This window comes from Arthrobacter sp. K5 (assembly GCF_040448525.1).
In the GTDB taxonomy this organism is placed as follows: Bacteria; Actinomycetota; Actinomycetes; order Actinomycetales; family Micrococcaceae; genus Arthrobacter; species Arthrobacter globiformis.
Genome location: NZ_CP159279.1, coordinates 1,253,537 through 1,269,181 on the forward strand (window position 1 = coordinate 1,253,537; position 15,645 = coordinate 1,269,181).

General features: G+C 63.8%; 18 protein-coding genes. 3 read left to right on the top strand and 15 right to left on the bottom strand.

The features are described 5' to 3' along the window. Window positions 1-44 precede the first annotated feature (44 nt). Entirely contained in the window at window positions 45-1,823 is a 1,779-nt protein-coding gene (locus ABRP34_RS05590) for a hypothetical protein (RefSeq protein WP_353712533.1), read from the bottom strand. A 336-nt stretch (window positions 1,824-2,159) separates the two neighbouring features. Between ABRP34_RS05590 and ABRP34_RS05595 the strand changes: the two genes are divergently transcribed. Next, the gene (locus ABRP34_RS05595; protein WP_139023396.1) at window positions 2,160-3,374 is read left to right on the top strand and encodes an AI-2E family transporter; all 1,215 of its coding nucleotides are present in this window, start codon (window positions 2,160-2,162) and stop codon (window positions 3,372-3,374) included. An 18-nt stretch (window positions 3,375-3,392) separates the two neighbouring features. Here ABRP34_RS05595 and ABRP34_RS05600 read toward each other — a convergent pair whose 3' ends face one another. Continuing rightward, window positions 3,393-4,193, bottom strand: a complete 801-nt coding sequence (locus ABRP34_RS05600; RefSeq protein WP_353712534.1) for an alpha/beta fold hydrolase — start codon at window positions 4,191-4,193, stop codon at window positions 3,393-3,395. 52 nt (window positions 4,194-4,245) lie between these two features. Further along, a complete protein-coding gene (locus tag ABRP34_RS05605; protein ID WP_353712535.1) occupies window positions 4,246-4,602 on the bottom strand; it encodes an ATP/GTP-binding protein in 357 nt (118 codons plus the stop codon). 114 nt (window positions 4,603-4,716) lie between these two features. On the opposite strand from ABRP34_RS05605, the gene nucS reads away from it, so the two are divergent. Both nucS and ABRP34_RS05615 read left to right on the top strand, forming a co-directional pair. Then, window positions 4,717-5,412, top strand: a complete 696-nt coding sequence (gene nucS, locus ABRP34_RS05610) for an endonuclease NucS (protein ID WP_003804765.1) — start codon at window positions 4,717-4,719, stop codon at window positions 5,410-5,412. Between the two features lie 283 nt (window positions 5,413-5,695). Beyond that, window positions 5,696-5,899, top strand: coding sequence for a cold-shock protein (locus tag ABRP34_RS05615; RefSeq protein WP_003804766.1), 204 nt, complete (start codon window positions 5,696-5,698; stop codon window positions 5,897-5,899). 92 nt (window positions 5,900-5,991) lie between these two features. Here ABRP34_RS05615 and ABRP34_RS05620 read toward each other — a convergent pair whose 3' ends face one another. The 12 genes from ABRP34_RS05620 to ABRP34_RS05675 form a co-directional block, all read right to left on the bottom strand. Next, complete coding sequence (locus ABRP34_RS05620; protein WP_003804767.1) at window positions 5,992-6,423, bottom strand: DUF2550 domain-containing protein; 432 nt, start codon at window positions 6,421-6,423, stop codon at window positions 5,992-5,994. Between the two features lie 10 nt (window positions 6,424-6,433). Next, window positions 6,434-6,718, bottom strand: a complete 285-nt coding sequence (locus tag ABRP34_RS05625) for a F0F1 ATP synthase subunit epsilon (RefSeq protein WP_003804768.1) — start codon at window positions 6,716-6,718, stop codon at window positions 6,434-6,436. A gap of 1 nt (window position 6,719) precedes the next feature. Then, window positions 6,720-8,174 (bottom strand): F0F1 ATP synthase subunit beta, encoded by a 1,455-nt coding sequence (gene atpD / locus ABRP34_RS05630; RefSeq protein ID WP_003804769.1) that lies wholly within the window; start codon window positions 8,172-8,174, stop codon window positions 6,720-6,722. Window positions 8,175-8,246: 72 nt separating this feature from the next. Next, window positions 8,247-9,137, bottom strand: coding sequence for a F0F1 ATP synthase subunit gamma (locus ABRP34_RS05635; protein WP_003804770.1), 891 nt, complete (start codon window positions 9,135-9,137; stop codon window positions 8,247-8,249). Between the two features lie 76 nt (window positions 9,138-9,213). Continuing rightward, a complete protein-coding gene (atpA, locus tag ABRP34_RS05640) occupies window positions 9,214-10,851 on the bottom strand; it encodes a F0F1 ATP synthase subunit alpha (RefSeq protein WP_003804771.1) in 1,638 nt (545 codons plus the stop codon). A gap of 83 nt (window positions 10,852-10,934) precedes the next feature. Beyond that, window positions 10,935-11,762, bottom strand: a complete 828-nt coding sequence (locus tag ABRP34_RS05645; protein WP_003804773.1) for a F0F1 ATP synthase subunit delta — start codon at window positions 11,760-11,762, stop codon at window positions 10,935-10,937. Continuing rightward, window positions 11,762-12,319 carry a F0F1 ATP synthase subunit B gene (locus tag ABRP34_RS05650; protein ID WP_003804775.1) on the bottom strand — a complete coding sequence of 186 codons (558 nt, stop codon included), beginning with the start codon at window positions 12,317-12,319 and terminating at the stop codon, window positions 11,762-11,764. The genes ABRP34_RS05645 and ABRP34_RS05650 overlap by 1 nt, the downstream gene beginning before the upstream one ends. A 53-nt stretch (window positions 12,320-12,372) precedes the next feature. Further along, window positions 12,373-12,591, bottom strand: coding sequence for an ATP synthase F0 subunit C (gene atpE / locus ABRP34_RS05655; protein WP_003804776.1), 219 nt, complete (start codon window positions 12,589-12,591; stop codon window positions 12,373-12,375). 78 nt (window positions 12,592-12,669) lie between these two features. Next, window positions 12,670-13,470: a F0F1 ATP synthase subunit A gene (gene atpB, locus ABRP34_RS05660; RefSeq protein WP_353712536.1), complete on the bottom strand. Its 801-nt coding sequence runs from the start codon at window positions 13,468-13,470 to the stop codon at window positions 12,670-12,672. Between the two features lie 81 nt (window positions 13,471-13,551). Beyond that, on the bottom strand, window positions 13,552-13,890 hold the full coding sequence (locus tag ABRP34_RS05665) for a hypothetical protein (RefSeq protein WP_353712537.1): 339 nt from the start codon (window positions 13,888-13,890) through the stop codon (window positions 13,552-13,554). Then, on the bottom strand, window positions 13,890-14,387 hold the full coding sequence (locus tag ABRP34_RS05670; RefSeq protein WP_353712538.1) for a hypothetical protein: 498 nt from the start codon (window positions 14,385-14,387) through the stop codon (window positions 13,890-13,892). Before ABRP34_RS05670 ends, ABRP34_RS05665 begins: the two co-directional genes overlap by 1 nt. Window positions 14,388-14,478: 91 nt before the next feature. After that, window positions 14,479-15,606 (bottom strand): MraY family glycosyltransferase, encoded by a 1,128-nt coding sequence (locus tag ABRP34_RS05675; RefSeq protein ID WP_353712539.1) that lies wholly within the window; start codon window positions 15,604-15,606, stop codon window positions 14,479-14,481. Window positions 15,607-15,645: the final 39 nt, after the last annotated feature.

Genomic DNA, 15,645 nt, shown 5'->3' on the forward strand with positions numbered 1-15,645 from the left:
CTCCAGTGACGGCAGGTTTACGGAAAGCCGTTGCCTACTTGACGCTACTTGAAGCTGGCGCCAACCAGTCCGCGCGTGGCGGCCACGAGCTTCATCGGATCCTTCGAGTCAGCCGGCGGCACGTACACGGCCACGGACTCGGCGAACTTCAGCACCATGCCGGTGGTGGTTTCCTTGCCGCCGGCGAGGACGGCCGCATCGTTGCCGATGGACAGCTTGTCGCCTTCCGCCTTGGGGGTGCCATCGAAGTTGAAGGTCAGGCGGCCGAGGACCAGGGCCCCGCCGTCCTCCGTGCGGAACACGACTGTGTTCTCCGGAACGACCTTGTGCGTGAACGCGAACTTGCCGTCCACGCCGTCCTTCACAATGTCAGCCTGGTAGGAGAGCGTGTCCGCGATGTACGGGGAGGACTCCCCTTCCACCAGCTTGCTCTTGAACGTGGAGTTGGACTTGGTCAGCCGGTCCGCCAGGCCGGCGAGCGCTTCCTGCCCGCTGTAAAGCAGGCCGGACTTGTCGCCCGCGGCAAGCGACTCGGTGCCGCCGCGTACGATCGCCGGGAATGTGGTGCCGGGCTGCAGCGGCGACGTGCCCACGAGCTTGTAGTTCTCCCGCGGGGACTTCTGCACGAGCGTGAGCAGCTGCGGCACGACGTTTCCTTCACCCTGGGTGACGGCCAGGACGGAGCGCGGCCATTCGCGCTTGTCCGTGACCACCGTGGTCAGCAGCTTCGTGGAACGCACGGGCATGCGTGCGTCGTAGGAGGCCACACGCGACCTGATCTTGTAGTTCTGGGTGCGGACCTCGAGTTCCGTCCCGGCGACGCGGGCGGCAAGCTTCTTGGCGTCCTTCGCGGCGTCGCCGGCGTCGGTGGCGCTGGCCACCTGTTCCAGGATGCGGCGGAACTGGGCGTCCAGGACCACGGGCGTGCCGCCGGCCTCGGCGGCCGCGGCCGCGCTCGTGGCGGGTGCCGCGGACGTGGAGGCCGGGGCAGACGACGTGCTGGCCTGCGCGGCAGCAGCGCCGCCGGCAAGGACTGCGGCGGTGGTGGCCGCAACCACCACGCTGAGCCGGGCGGAGGAGGACCGTTCGCCGGCCTTGGCTGCCGCCTTGGCGCGGGCGCGCCGGGCGAACGGGCTGCCCAGTTTGTCGCTGGCCTTGCCAGCGGGTCCGTTGGTTGAGGACCCGGCGTCGGATGACCCGCCGTCGCGGGACGCCCCGCCCTTGGGCTTGAGGACCAGCAGTGCTCCGCCGGCAAGGACCAGGAGTCCGCCGAGGACCATGAGAGGCACGGCCCAGGGCATGGAGGTGTCATTGGGGAACGTCATGGAAACGGACGACGGCGCGGGCTTCTTTCCGTCCGCAGCGAGCAGCAGGGACCAGTCGCCGTCGGCCGGGGCGGACCAGGTGTAGTCAAGCTCGCCGCTGGCGTTCTCGGTGCTGACCCAGAGGTCAGAGCCGGCCGGCGACGGCGCGCTGGCTTCGCCGTCGGTGTGCTTTACCTGCAGCGACTTCTTGTCGTCGGAGATTCCGGTGACCCTGTTGTGGGCGGTCTTGCCCACCCAGGCGTCGACGTCATCCGGGCGTCCTGCCGCGAGCAGGAAGCTGCCCTCGCCCTTGATCTTGATGCTGACCGTTCCACCCTCGAGGGTGCGCAGCTTCTGGTCGATAACGGTCAGGGGCGCGGCTTCGCCGGCGGAAGCCGTTGCCGTCACTGTCTCGGCGGGGGCCCAGAAGGTCTTCTGCCCGATGCCGGCCAGCAGTGTCAGGAGGCCGAGCAGCACAAGTGCAACTGCAGTCTTGAAACGCAAAGGAATACCTATCATCAGCGGGGGTTTACCTCCAATAGTAACCGTTTCGTTACCAATAAGCCGGATCGGGGGGTTCGGGAGCTCCGCCGCCACCCCCGGGAGACGCCGCCCGCCCGGCTATTCACAAGGCTGCTGATAGTGTTTGCGATGATCATCACACCCGGCCCGCAGCCGCGGCGCCACGGACGGTAAAGGCATCAAAGAGCAGTGACTGAACACACGGATCCGTCCATGCACGGCCCCGAAGATCTGCCCGACGCCGACTCCCCCCAGGGCCCGCCGGCTTCGCCGGACACTGCTGCACACAAGGCGGCAGCACCGGGCACCGCGCCGCAGCCCGCACCACCGCACATGACCCACAAGACAAAAGGCCGGCCAGCTGCCCTGGGCGCGGTATTGCGGCGCCTTCGCCAGCCAATCCCCGGCGCCCAGCCCAGGCTCCGGTTCGAGTTCCCGCCGGAGCATCCCGACACCGTCGAGGCAGAGCTACCCGAGGACACCGCACGCTTCGGTTCCCCCGGGCCCCGCATCTCGGCCCAGCACCCGCTGTACCTGGGGTTTATGGGCACCGTGGGCGTGGGCCTGGCCCTCCTGGTCTACTGGATCGGTTCCCACACCACCCAGCTCCTGCTGTGGATCGTGGCCGCCCTGTTCATCGCCCTCGGCCTGGACCCGGTGGTGCGCTGGCTGGAGGGCCGGAAGATCCCCCGGCCCGCCGGCATCCTCGTGTCCGTGTCCGTGCTGATGATCGCGGTGGTCGGTTTCTTTGCCACCCTCATCCCCACGATCGTCGAGCAGGTGACCGAGCTGGTGAAGCAGGCCCCGGTGTGGGTGCGGGACTTCATCAACTCCGATTTCTTCCGGACCCTGGACAACCAGTTCGGCGTCCGCGACCGCATCAGCGAGGAGCTGGACAAGTTCGTCAAGAACCCGGAGGCCATGAGCGGCATCTTCGGCGGCGTCCTCGGTTTCGGGTCAACGGTGGCCAACGGCCTCTTCGGCACGCTTATCGTGCTGGTGCTCAGCCTGTATTTCCTGGCCGCCCTGCCGGCGATGAAGAAGTGGGGCTACCGGTTGGCGCCGCGGTCCCGGCGGGCACGCGTCGAGGCGCTGTCCGAGGAGATCACCCGCTCTGTGGGCAACTACGTCATCGGCCAGGCTGTGGTCGCCCTCCTGAACGCCACCTTCGCCTTCATCGTCATGTCGATCATCGGCGTGCCGTTCGCCGTGCTGCTGACCTTCGTCGTGGCGCTGCTGGCCTTTATTCCACTGGTGGGCGGACTGATCGCCGGCGTGGTGGTCATCCTGATCACCCTGACGCTGGGCTGGCAGTCCGCCCTGGCGTACGCCATCTGCTACTTCGCCTACCTGCAGTTCGAGGCGTACTTCATCTCGCCGCGCATCATGCAGAAGGCCGTGGCAGTGCCCGGCGCCGTCGCCGTCATCTCGGTGATTGCCGGCGGCAGCCTGCTCGGCGTCCTGGGGGCACTCATTGCCATCCCGACGGCGGCTGCCACCCTGCTGCTGATCAAGGAGATCTACATCGTCCGCCAGGACAAGCACTAGGCACAGGCCAGCACGAGCTTAGACGGCGGCGGTCGCCACCGGGCCTTCCCACTCCTGCGGGAGGCCTGCGGCTCCCGAGCCGTCGGGCGTGACGTCGTCGACGATCTCGTTCAGCACGCGGGCGGCCTGCTTTTCCCCCACCCAGAGGTGCTTGGCGCCGTCGACCCCCACCACCCTGGCCTGCGGCACAAGGCCGAACCGCGCCTCTGCGGCGGCGGGCCGGAGGTAGTCGTCGTGCTCGGGCACCAGGACCGTCAGGGGCTTGCCGGCGTCCGCCCACTGCCGCAGGTGCTCGTCGGTGGCGCGGTGCAGCGGCGGGGACAGCAGCACGGCGCCCTCCACCTGGGATGCCACCGGTTCCACGGCGCCGTACATGAGGGCGAGTTCGGTGCCGAAGGACCAGCCCACGAGCCAGCGGTTGGGCAGCCCCCGTTCGACGGCGAAGCGCACCGCCGCCTCCACGTCGTACCGTTCGCCGATGCCTTCTTCAAACGCTCCGTCACTGGTGCCGCGCGGCGAGGACGTGCCCCGGGTGTTGAAGCGCAGTACGGCCACCCCTGCCAGTGCCGGCAACCGGTAGGACGCCTTGCGGTATACGTGGGAATCCATGAAGCCGCCGTGCGTGGGCAGCGGGTGCAGGGTGATCAGCGTGGCAGTGACCGGGCCCGACTCCGGCAGCGCCAGTTCGCCCACCAGTGTGTGGCCGTCCTCGGTGCGGATTTCGACGTTCTCGCGCCGGGCGGGAAGCACCGTGGAGGCGCGGATCGCGGTGGCTGCTGATGGCTGGCTGAAAACGTACGACGCCGGGTCAAAAGTCATGCGCACCAGCTTATCTTCCGGCCGGGTTGCCAAGGGCACGGGTCACTGTGCGTTACCGGTACCGGAAGTTGCGGGACGTCCAGCAGTTGGTGTGCCAGTGGCGCCGCTCGGCCAGCCCCGCGGCAGCTCCGAACAGATGGTCGTCAGCCCAGACCACAAGGTGGGCGATTCCCGGCAGCACAGCGGTGGAGCAGCCCGGGCAGATGTACGTCTTTTCGGCATTGCGGGCCGTCATGGCCCGCACCATCCAGTCGCCGTCCGGCGCACTTTCCCTGCGGGCGAATCCCGCCCGGGCCCGTTCCAGGTCAAGTTCCGGCGCGGGACCTGCGCCGTGCTTTCCACCGCCCAGGCCATTGCCGGCCGCACCGCGCCCGGATTTGGAGCGGCGGGGACGGTTGGAGCGGGGCATGCCTCCATTCTGCCTTAGCCGGCGGCCCTGCCCCGCCCCGGATGACACCGTGCTACTGCACGTTGCTGGGACAGAAACTGCAGGGGCTTCTGCGGAGAAGGTATGGTGTAGGGCGTGCGTCTCGTCATAGCCCGTTGCTCCGTTGATTATGTTGGCCGGCTCAAAGCCCATCTCCCCCTCGCCACCCGGCTCCTGCTGGTGAAGGCCGACGGTTCCGTGCTGGTGCACTCCGACGGCGGCTCTTACAAGCCCCTGAACTGGATGAGCCCGCCCGCCGTTCTCCGCGTCACCTCCCCGGAGGACGCCGACGTCGAAGTTGGCGTCGTCGAGCAGTGGACCGTGCAGTCGGCCAAGACCGACGACAGGCTCATCATCAACATCCATGAGCAGATCCACGACAGCTCCCATGAACTGGGGCACGACCCCGGCCTGATCAAGGATGGCGTCGAGGCAGACCTGCAGCGGCTCCTCGCTGACCAGATCGAAACCCTCGGCGAAGGGTTCTCCCTGATCCGGCGGGAGTACTTCACCGCCATCGGGCCCGTGGACATCCTCGCCCGAGATGCCGGCGGCGCAACGGTGGCCATTGAACTGAAGCGCCGCGGCGACATCGACGGCGTGGAGCAGCTGACGCGGTATCTGGAACTGCTGAACCGGGATCCGCTGCTGGCGCCGGTGCGAGGCATATTCGCCGCCCAGCAAATCAAGCCTCAGGCAAGAGTGCTCGCGACGGACCGCGGCATTGACTGCGTGACCCTGGATTACGACGCGATGCGGGGCGTGGACGACATCGAATCCCGGCTTTTCTGACAGTACGGGTCCGTAGCCATGGGGTGATCAGGCGTTTACTCGGGATTTGCCCAAAATTTGTCGGAATTCGCGTTTTGCCCGTTGACCAGACGGTTTGCCCATGAAATTCTTGTATCAGTCTTTGTGTAGGTGTTTTTCATGCTCGCAAGACATGTTGCGAGCGCGAAGCTCCTGCAACGCAATTCCGGTTATCGGGGGTGCAGGCCAGGATTCTTCTCGCGGAGTAACCAAGACCAGTACGAGGTGTGCTGGCCTTAAAAAGTTCCATACTGAGGAGAAATAAATGGCACAGGGAACCGTCAAGTGGTTCAACGCTGAAAAGGGCTTCGGCTTCATCACCCCGGACGACTCCGATGGCGATGTCTTCGTTCACTACTCCGAGATCCAGACCGGCGGCTTCAAGACCCTCGACGAGAACCAGCGCGTTCAGTTCGAAATCGGCCAGGGTGCCAAGGGCCCCCAGGCTACGGGCGTAACCGTCGTCTAATTGGTTCCAAAACAAATGATCCTCGGCATTCGTGCCGGGGATCATTTTTTGTGTCACTAATATTTTCAGGTCTTGAAACATTCACGGCGGCCTTAGCGCCAGGTCCCCACGCCGATGACCGGCCCGGCTTCCAGCCACGAGGACAGGCCCGTGTAGGCGTCGAATTTCATGGCCAGGAAGACGTCCTGGCCCTCGTAGCGAAGCTCCACGATCACGACGTCGGGCTGCACCTTGACCAGCTCCGCCTCCGTGGGCTGGCGCCGGCCCAGCAGCTCAAGCGAGCTCCGTTTGAAGCGGTGGCGGGGCCGGACGCTCAGCGACAGGAGTTTGAACCACTCAAGTTCATTGTCCTGATAACGACAAACCCCCATCCGCCAGCTTTTTCCAGCCGTACGAATGGAGGCGTCCACCGTGCCGAGGGCGCGCCGCAGGTTGAAGCGGCGCACCCCAAACAGGCACAGCGTAAAAATCAGCACCGCAAACACGGTTGCTATGGCGATGAACGGAAAGGAAGAAACGTCCATCAGGGTTGTGCTATCGGATCCCCGCAGTGGCCGCGTCACCCAGCTGGGCGTTGTCAGCAACAATGACCACCCGGTTGTTGTCGACGGAGAAGAACCCGCCGTCGACATCTACGGCAATGCGGTCGCCGGTAACCGGCTCGATTGCCAGCTGTCCCTCGGCCAAAATCGCCAGCACGGGCGAGTGGCCGGGCAGGATTCCGATCTCACCATCACTGGTGCGGGCCTTGACCATCTTGGCCGCCCCGGACCACACGAAGTGGTCCGCTGCGACAATCTCAACCTCAAGCTCAGCCATATTACTTGGTCTGTTCCTGAATCTTGGCCCACTGGCGCTCAACGTCATCCAGGCCACCGACGTTGAAGAACGCCTGCTCTGCAATGTGGTCGAGTTCGCCGTCGCAGATCGCCGCGAAGCCTTCCACGGTGTCCTTGATGGAAACGGTGGAGCCCTCAACGCCCGTGAACTGCTTGGCGGTGTAGGTGTTCTGGGACAGGAACTGCTGGATACGGCGCGCACGCGACACGACGATCTTGTCCTCTTCGGACAGTTCGTCGACACCGAGGATGGCGATGATGTCCTGGAGTTCCTTGTTCTTCTGCAGGATCTGCTTCACACGGACAGCCGTGTTGTAGTGGTCCTTGCCGATGTACTGCGGGTCCAGGATTCGGGACGTCGACGTCAGCGGGTCCACAGCCGGGTACAGACCACGGGAGGCGATTTCACGGGAAAGTTCCGTGGTGGCGTCCAGGTGTGCGAACGTCGTGGCCGGTGCCGGGTCGGTGTAGTCATCTGCGGGGACGTAGATGGCCTGCATCGAGGTGATGGAGTGGCCCTTGGTGGACGTGATGCGCTCCTGGAGGAGGCCCATCTCGTCGGCAAGGTTCGGCTGGTAACCCACAGCGGAGGGCATGCGGCCCAGCAGGGTGGAAACCTCGGAACCAGCCTGCGTAAAGCGGAAGATGTTGTCGATGAAGAGCAGCACGTCCTGGTTCTGGACATCGCGGAAGTACTCCGCCATGGTCAGGGCGGACAGTGCCACGCGCAGACGCGTTCCCGGCGGCTCGTCCATCTGGCCGAACACAAGGGCGGTGTCCTTGAGGACCCCTGCCTCTTCCATTTCAACCCAGAGGTCGTTACCTTCACGGGTACGCTCGCCGACACCGGCGAACACGGAAGTACCACCGAAGTTGCGGGCAACACGGGTGATCATTTCCTGGATCAGAACGGTCTTGCCCACGCCGGCGCCGCCGAACAGGCCGATCTTTCCACCCTTGATGTACGGGGTGAGAAGGTCGATGACCTTGATGCCCGTTTCGAGCATCTCGGTGGAACCCTCGAGGGATGCAAAGGACGGGGCCTTGCGGTGGATCGGCCAGTGGTCCGAAGCCTGGATCTCGGACTCGTCGACGTCCAGCGGCTTGCCGAGGACGTTGAAGATGTGGCCCTTGACGCCGTCGCCAACAGGCACGGTGATCGGGGAACCGCTGTCCACCACGGACGTGCCGCGGACCAGGCCGTCGGTGGCCTGCAGGGAAATAGCGCGGACGAGGTTGTCACCCAGGTGCTGGGAGGTCTCGAACGTGATGGTCTTGGTCTCACCGTTGAGAGTGATCTCGGTGGTGAGTGCGTTGTAAATCGAGGGGATTGCGTCAGCCGGGAATTCGACGTCGACAACCGGGCCAATAACACGTGCGATACGGCCGGTGGCACCGGCCGTGGCTGCTACGTGTTCGGTAGCGGTGGCAGTCATCTCTCTCACTTCACTCGTAGATGGCGTGGGGTTAAGTTTATCTTTTGTTGCAGGGGTCCGGGACCGGTCCGGCTACGACGCGAGTGCGTCGGCGCCGGCCACGATTTCGGAAAGCTCCTGCGTAATCTCTGCCTGGCGGGCGGTGTTGCGCAGACGCGTGTACTTCTTGATGAGGTCCGTGGCGTTGTCGCCGGCGGATTTCATCGCCCGCTGGCGGGCAGCAAGCTCGGAAGCCGCTGCCTGCAGCATGGCCGCGAAGATACGGGATTCGATGTAGCGCGGCAGCAGCGCGTTGAGCACCTGTTCCGGCTCCGGTTCGAATTCGTAAAGCGGCAGCAGTTCCGATTCGGACGTCGCCTGCTCTTCCACGACTTCGAGGGGAAGAAGTCGGATGACGGTCGGCTCCTGGGTCACCATGGACTTGAAGCGGGTGTACACAACGTGGATCTCGTCCACGCCGCCCTCTTCGAAATCAATGGCGAAGTCCTCAAGCAGTGCCGCGCCGATTTCCTGTGCCGTGGCAAACTCAGGGGCATCGGTGTTGCCGGTCCAGACGCGTCCGTAAGGACGGTTCCGGAAATCGAAGTAAGCCTGCGCCTTGCGGCCCACCAGATACGTCTTGACTTCCTTGCCTTCGGCACGGAGCAGTTCGTTCAGGCCTTCGGCCTGCTTGAGCACGCTGGCGGAGTACGAGCCTGCGAGGCCGCGGTCCGAGGTAATTACCAGGACGGCGGCCCGGCGGATGTTCTCCGGCTCGGTGGTCAAGGGGTGGTCGATTTCGCTCTGGCTTGCGACGGCGGAAACAGCGCGCGTGATCGCGTTCGCGTAAGGCAGTGAAGCTGCTACCCTGGCGCGGGCCTTGCCGATGCGCGAGGTAGCGATCAGTTCCATCGCCTTGAAGATCTTGCGCATCGACGTCGTCGAGCTGATCTTCTGACGGTAGACCCGAATCTGGGCTCCCATACTTATCCTTTCCTAAGATCCCGATGGCCGGGACTGCCGGACCCCCGAAGGGTTCCGGCAGTCCCTGCCAGCGAAACTAGCGCTTCTGCCTGACGATTTTTTCCTGGTCGACCTGACCCTCCGAGATAGCTTCATGCTCCTCGTGGCCTGCGCCTACCAGCTTGTCGTCGCCCTCGCCGAAGAAGCCCTTCTTGAAGTCCACGATGGCGGTCTTCAGTGCTGCCACGGTGTCATCGTCCAGGACGTTGGTCTGCGCCAGCGTCGTGAGGATCGAGGACTTGTGCTTGAGGTGCTCCAGGAACTCGGACTCGAAGCGGCTGATGTCCTCAACCGGAACGTCGTCCAGGTAGCCCTGGGTACCGGCCCAGATGGACACAACCTGGTTCTCGACCGGGAACGGCGAGTACTGGCCCTGCTTGAGCAGTTCCATCAGGCGCGCACCGCGGGTCAGCTGCTGGCGGGATGCGGCATCGAGGTCCGATGCGAACATCGCGAACGCCTGCATGTCGCGGTACTGGGCGAGGTCCAGCTTCAAGGTACCGGAGACCTTCTTCATGGACTTGACCTGGGCGGCACCGCCAACGCGGGACACCGAGACACCAACGTCAACAGCGGGACGCTGGTTGGCGTTGAAGAGGTCCGACTGCAGGAAGATCTGGCCATCGGTAATGGAGATCACGTTGGTCGGGATGTAGGCCGAAACGTCGTTTGCCTTGGTTTCGATGAGCGGAAGGCCGGTCATCGAACCGGCGCCAAGCTCATCGGAGAGCTTGGCACAACGCTCCAGGAGGCGGGAGTGCAGGTAGAAGACGTCGCCCGGGTAGGCTTCGCGTCCCGGCGGGCGGCGGAGCAGCAGCGACACGGCGCGGTAGGCTTCGGCCTGCTTGGACAGGTCATCGAACACGATCAGGACGTGCTTGCCGCCGTACATCCAGTGCTGGCCGATGGCCGAACCGGCGTAGGGGGCAAGGTACTTGAAGCCGGCCGGGTCAGAAGCCGGGGAGGCAACGATCGTGGTGTACTCGAGCGCTCCGTTGTCCTCAAGGGTCTGGCGGATTGCTGCGATCGTCGAAGCCTTCTGGCCGATCGCGACGTAAACGCAGCGGACCTGCTTGGTCACGTCACCGGAAGCCCAGTTGTCCTTCTGGTTGATGATCGTGTCGATGGCAATAGCGGACTTGCCCGTCTGGCGGTCACCAATGATCAGCTGGCGCTGGCCGCGGCCGATCGGAATCATGGCGTCGATTGCCTTCAGGCCGGTCTGCATCGGCTCGTGCACAGACTTGCGCTGGGTAACGCCCGGTGCCTGGAGTTCCAGAGCACGGGTGGTCTCGGCCTTGATCTCGCCGAGGTCGTCGATGGGCACACCCAGGGGGTCCACCACGCGGCCGAGGAAGGCGTCGCCGACCGGCACGGACAGAACCTGTCCGGTGCGGTGGACTTCCTGGCCCTCTTCGATGCCAGTGAAGTCACCAAGTACGATGACACCGATCTCGCGCACGTCGAGGTTCTGGGCGAGGCCCAGGGTGCCGTCTTCGAAGCGAAGCAGCTCGTTCGCCATGACCGAGGGAAGGCCCTCAACACGGGCGATGCCGTCACTTGCGGTGGTCACACGGCCGACCTCTACGCGCTCTGCGTTTCCGGGTTCGTAGGACGCCGCGAATTCGTTCAACGCATTACGGACGTCGTCGGCGTTGATGGTCAATTCGGCCATCTGCAGTCCCTGCTCTCCTGTATTCGTGATCATCGTTGCTCACGATGACCGGGGTTTCTATCAGTTGTGTGGTGCTTGTCCGGCTAGCCGGCCAGCTGGCGCTGAAGGTCGTTCAGGCGGGCGAGGACCGAAGCGTCTACCACTTCATCCCCCACCTGGACACGGATGCCGCCGATCAGCGTGGGATCAACGTTGACGTTGACCTTCAGCTCGCGCCCGTAGAGGGAGTTGAGTCCCTGCTGCAGGCGGCTTGCCTGCGTCTCCGTGAGGGGACGCGTGACGTTGACCGTCGCAATCCAGCGCCGCTGGCGCTTGGCAGCGAGCTCGGCGAAACGGCTTACGAGCTTCGTCGCCTTGATGCCACGGGGTTGTGCCACTGCCTGTCCAATGAGGACCTTGGCTTCCTCGCTTGCGGCAGGAACCAGCCTTTCGGCCAGTGTGATCTTTGCTGCGGCGCTGGCCTGCGGTTCAGACAGGGCACGCTGCACCTCGTGGCTGGAAGCCACGGCCTGGTTGAAGGAGAAAAGATCGTTCTCCAGTTCTTCCAGACCGGTAATACCGGAGGCAGAAACGGCCGACTTGTTTTCGGCAACGGCGATAACCACCGTTGCGGCAAGCGTCTCGAGTGCATCGCCGATGTCACGCGCCGATGCCCAGCGTGAGCTGGCCAGACCGGCAGCGATGTCCACGGCTTCAGCGGAAACTTTCCCGCCGAAGAGCTGCTTGATCAACCCGGACTTTTCCTCACCGTTGCGCGAGGGGTCAGTCAGGGCGCGGCGCAAGCCAGCCGAGCTGTCTACCGCTGCCAGGATCCCGAAAAGTTCCTTTGCCAACTGCAGCGATGCAAACGGAAGCTTTGGCTCCAGCTCGGTCAGCGCCTTGGTCAGCGATTCGCTCGATACACCTGCCATTACTTAGCTACACCTGCGTTCTGGGACTCCAGATCGGCCAGGAAGCGGTCAACAACGCGTGCTGCGCGTGCGTCGTCCTCGAGGGTCTCCCCAACGATGCGGCCCGCAAGCGTGGTGGCAAGAGTGCCAACCTCTGAACGCAGCGACACAACTGCCGCCTGGCGCTCGGATTCGATCTGCACGTGTGCCTGGGCGGTGATCCGCGCAGACTCGGCTGCAGCCTTCTCCTTCAGTTCCGCCAGGATCTGAGCGCCTTCGGCACGTGCTTCCTCGCGGATGCGGTTGGCCTCGGCACGGGCATCAGTGAGCTGCTGCTTGTACTCTTCGAGTGCGGCAGAAGCCTCAGCCTGTGCCTTCTCAGCCTTGGCGATGCCGCCCTCGATGGCCTCGGCACGCTCTGCGAACGTCTTCTCGAACATCGGGACAACGAACTTGACCACGATGAAAAAGAGGACAGCAAAGCCGGCGAGGACGACGCCCATTTCCCAAAGATTGGGAACGAGCGGGTTAGCCGCCTCGGCGCCTTCAGTGGCGGCTGAGATGATCAGCTGATTCATGTTTCACCCGTCCTTATCTACTCGGTTCTGAATGTTCGCTTAGTTCTGAAGGTTTACTTGAGAACGAAAGCGAAGACCAGGCCCAGGATGGCGAGGGCTTCAGTCAGCGCAAGGCCGAGGAATGCGATCGGCTGCAGGACGCGCTGAGCTTCCGGCTGACGTGCCACACCGTTGATGTAGGCGGCGAACACGAGACCCACACCGATACCACCGCCGATGGCCGAGAGACCGTAGCCGATGAGGTTGAGGGAGCCGTTGATGGAGCCTTCCATTTTTCTTCCTTTCAAGATGCCATGTATATGGCAGGTTGTTTGGGTTGCTTCATCCCCGCGAGGGGAAGTTTGAGGTGCCTAGTGGCTGTCGGCGTGGAGTGCGCCTTCGATGTAGATCGCGGTCAGCAGGGTGAACACGTACGCCTGCAGCGCCATGATCAGCGCTTCCAGCATGTACATGGCAATCGCACCGGCGAGGACCAGGACCGAGGTGCCCTTGAGGAGGACGTTCTCCTGCATGACGAGGTATTCGATGCCGGAACCGGCGATCATGACGATCAGGTGGCCGGCCAGCATCGTGGCGAACAGACGGAGGCTGTGCGTGACCGGGCGGACCAGGAAGTTGGAGATGATCTCGATCGGAATGACGATCGGCAGAATGTAGACCGGGACACCGGAGGGAACGGTGGCGAGCTTGAAGTAGCGCAGGCCGTTCTTCTTGATGCCGATGCCGATCCAGGTGACATACACGATGGCTGCCAGCACGTAGGCGCCGCCGACGTGCGAGAAGCTCGGGAGCTGGATCAGCGGGATTGCGCCGTAGATGTTGTTCACCAGGATGAAGAAGAACAGGCTGAACAGCAGCGGGACGTACTTGATGAAGTCCCTGCCGCCGATGATGTCCTTGGCGATGCTGTTGCGGACGAAGCCGTAGGCGGCTTCACCTGCGAACTGCAGCTTGCCGGGAACGAGCTCCTGCTTCCGCGCAGCGAGCACAAAGAATGTGGCGATAATGACGACGGACAGGATAACCAGCAGCATCTGCTTGGAGAATCCGTCTGCCGCACCCCACGGCAGGATTGCCGGCAGGTGCATTTCTTCAATTCCGGGAGGTGTGAACTCTCCTGAATTTTGGGCCGGGAGCGCAAGCGCGATCAACGCGTTTCCTCTCTGCAGTGTCCATCGTTGGGCGTTGGTCGGGTTCCGGCGCGCGTCATGCTTGCCCTCCCCCTCGTGAAATTATTTGGCATTACTGTTCCCGTCCTCGGACGGGCCGCTGGCTGCACCGTTCCCGCCAGTTGGTTTCCTTGAACTGGTGAGGCCGTGCATATGGGATAGATAGAACCCTCCCCCTGCTCCAAGCAGAGCGCCTGCGAGCACAATCCAGCGGGTTCCCCACAGATAATCCAGTCCCCACCCTATCAAACTCCAGACGATGATTCCGCCAATAATGTAGCTAAAGACGGCCATTCCAGCGTTGTAACCGCCGTCGGAATTTTCGCCGGGTATAGCGGCAGGACCGGGCGTCCGTTCGGGTGTCCCGGGTTCGTTTTTCCCGGGGTGTTTGTCCTTGGACATCAGCGCTTTCCCCCGTTCCCGTTAGCGTCGCCGTCCCGTTCGGGGTCGTTGAAGATCTGCAGCCGGGCTTTGCTGAAACCATAGATCTCGGCCGCCTGCCAGGTGACCACGGCCACGACGGCGCCAATAACGAACCAGCGGCCGTGCAGCCAGCCGGGAGCACCGACGGCGAACAGCACCACGGCGAAACCGATGACCTTGACGAAGTATGTCGCCACGAACAGGCCGACGGCACCCGAGGGGTTGTTACGCCCCACGAAGTGTCCGATCAACAGGCTGATCGCAAAGAACACGACCACCAGCAGGCCGCCGAGGCTGCTGGACACAACACCGGTCCAGCCGTTCAGCAGGGCAGCCACCACGCCGGTCAGGACCAGGGCGCCACCGGCTACTGCAGAACTCAGTCCAAGCAGGCCGAGCCAGAGCGACCGTGTGGGCCCGGAGACGCCAACGGGTCCTTTGCCGGACACAGGTCCGGGCTCGGCGTTGGAGGTCATGCGAACCCAATCTTCGGGGCAGGGAGGAGTGGTGCAGGAAGAGCCTGCACCTGAATTCTACACGAGATAGAAATTTTCCAAAAAGCGCCTATTACTCGGGCGCCTGTCCCACTCCGGTGTTCTCGCCGCGGCGGCTCAGGTATGGCCAGGCCGTGACCAGACCCATGATCAGCGTGGCGGCGACCATTATTGCCAGCACGACCTGCCAGGGGTAGACGGCAAAGGCCAGGCCGCCGAAGGACAGCACTGCCGCCCACAAATACAGGAGCATGACCGCAGTGCGGTGGGAGTAACCGATGTCCATAAGTTTGTGGTGCAGATGCCCGCGGTCGGCGGACCATGGTGAACGGCCGACGGCGGTGCGCCGCACCACCGCGAGGCACAGGTCCAGGAGCGGCAGGAACAGCACGGCAAACGGCAGCAGGATGGGGATGATCGTGGGAATACCGTTAACGCGGTCATAAAGCCCCGAGGTGATCTGACCGGTGGAGACCACACCGGCTGACGCCATCAGCAGGCCTATCAGCATGGCACCGGAATCGCCCATGAAGATCTTTGAGGGAAACCAGTTATGCGGCAGGAAGCCCAGGCAACTGCCCACGAGGACTGCCGTCAGCAGCGTGGCGAGGTCGGAACGGTCCAGGATCGGCGCGTTGCGGTGCACCCAGTAGGCGGTGAGGAAGAAGGCGGACCCGCCGATGACGGCTACCCCCGCTGCCAGCCCATCCAGTCCGTCGATGAAGTTGAACGCGTTCATCGTGACGACGATGAGGCCTGTGGTGAGGACGATGTTGACCGGGTCCGAATCGAAACGGATCGGCTCCGGAATGAACGGGATGATGGTCATGCGTACACCCCAGACGGCCACCACGAGCGCGGCGAAAGCCTGCCCGATCAGCTTGACCCACCAGCGAAGGTCCAGGAGGTCGTCCGCCACTCCCACCAGCACTATGACGGCAGCACCCGCCAGCACACCCCACGGAGCGCCGTTGTTCCGGAAGATGTCTTTGACGAAGAAGGACTGGCTTGCCACGGCCAGCGCCACCAGTACGCCGGCGAAAATCCCCAGCCCGCCGAGCCGCGAGACGGGGCTGGAGTGCATGTCACGGCTGCGGATCGGGGCGAACAGTTCAAGCCGGTCGCCGATCAGCCGCGCACCCCAGGTTGCCCCGTAGGAGACGATCGCCGCTGTCAGCATCATGGACAGGTACATGATCATGGCGCGGCCACCGTTCCGGTGGCGCTGTGCCAGATGGCG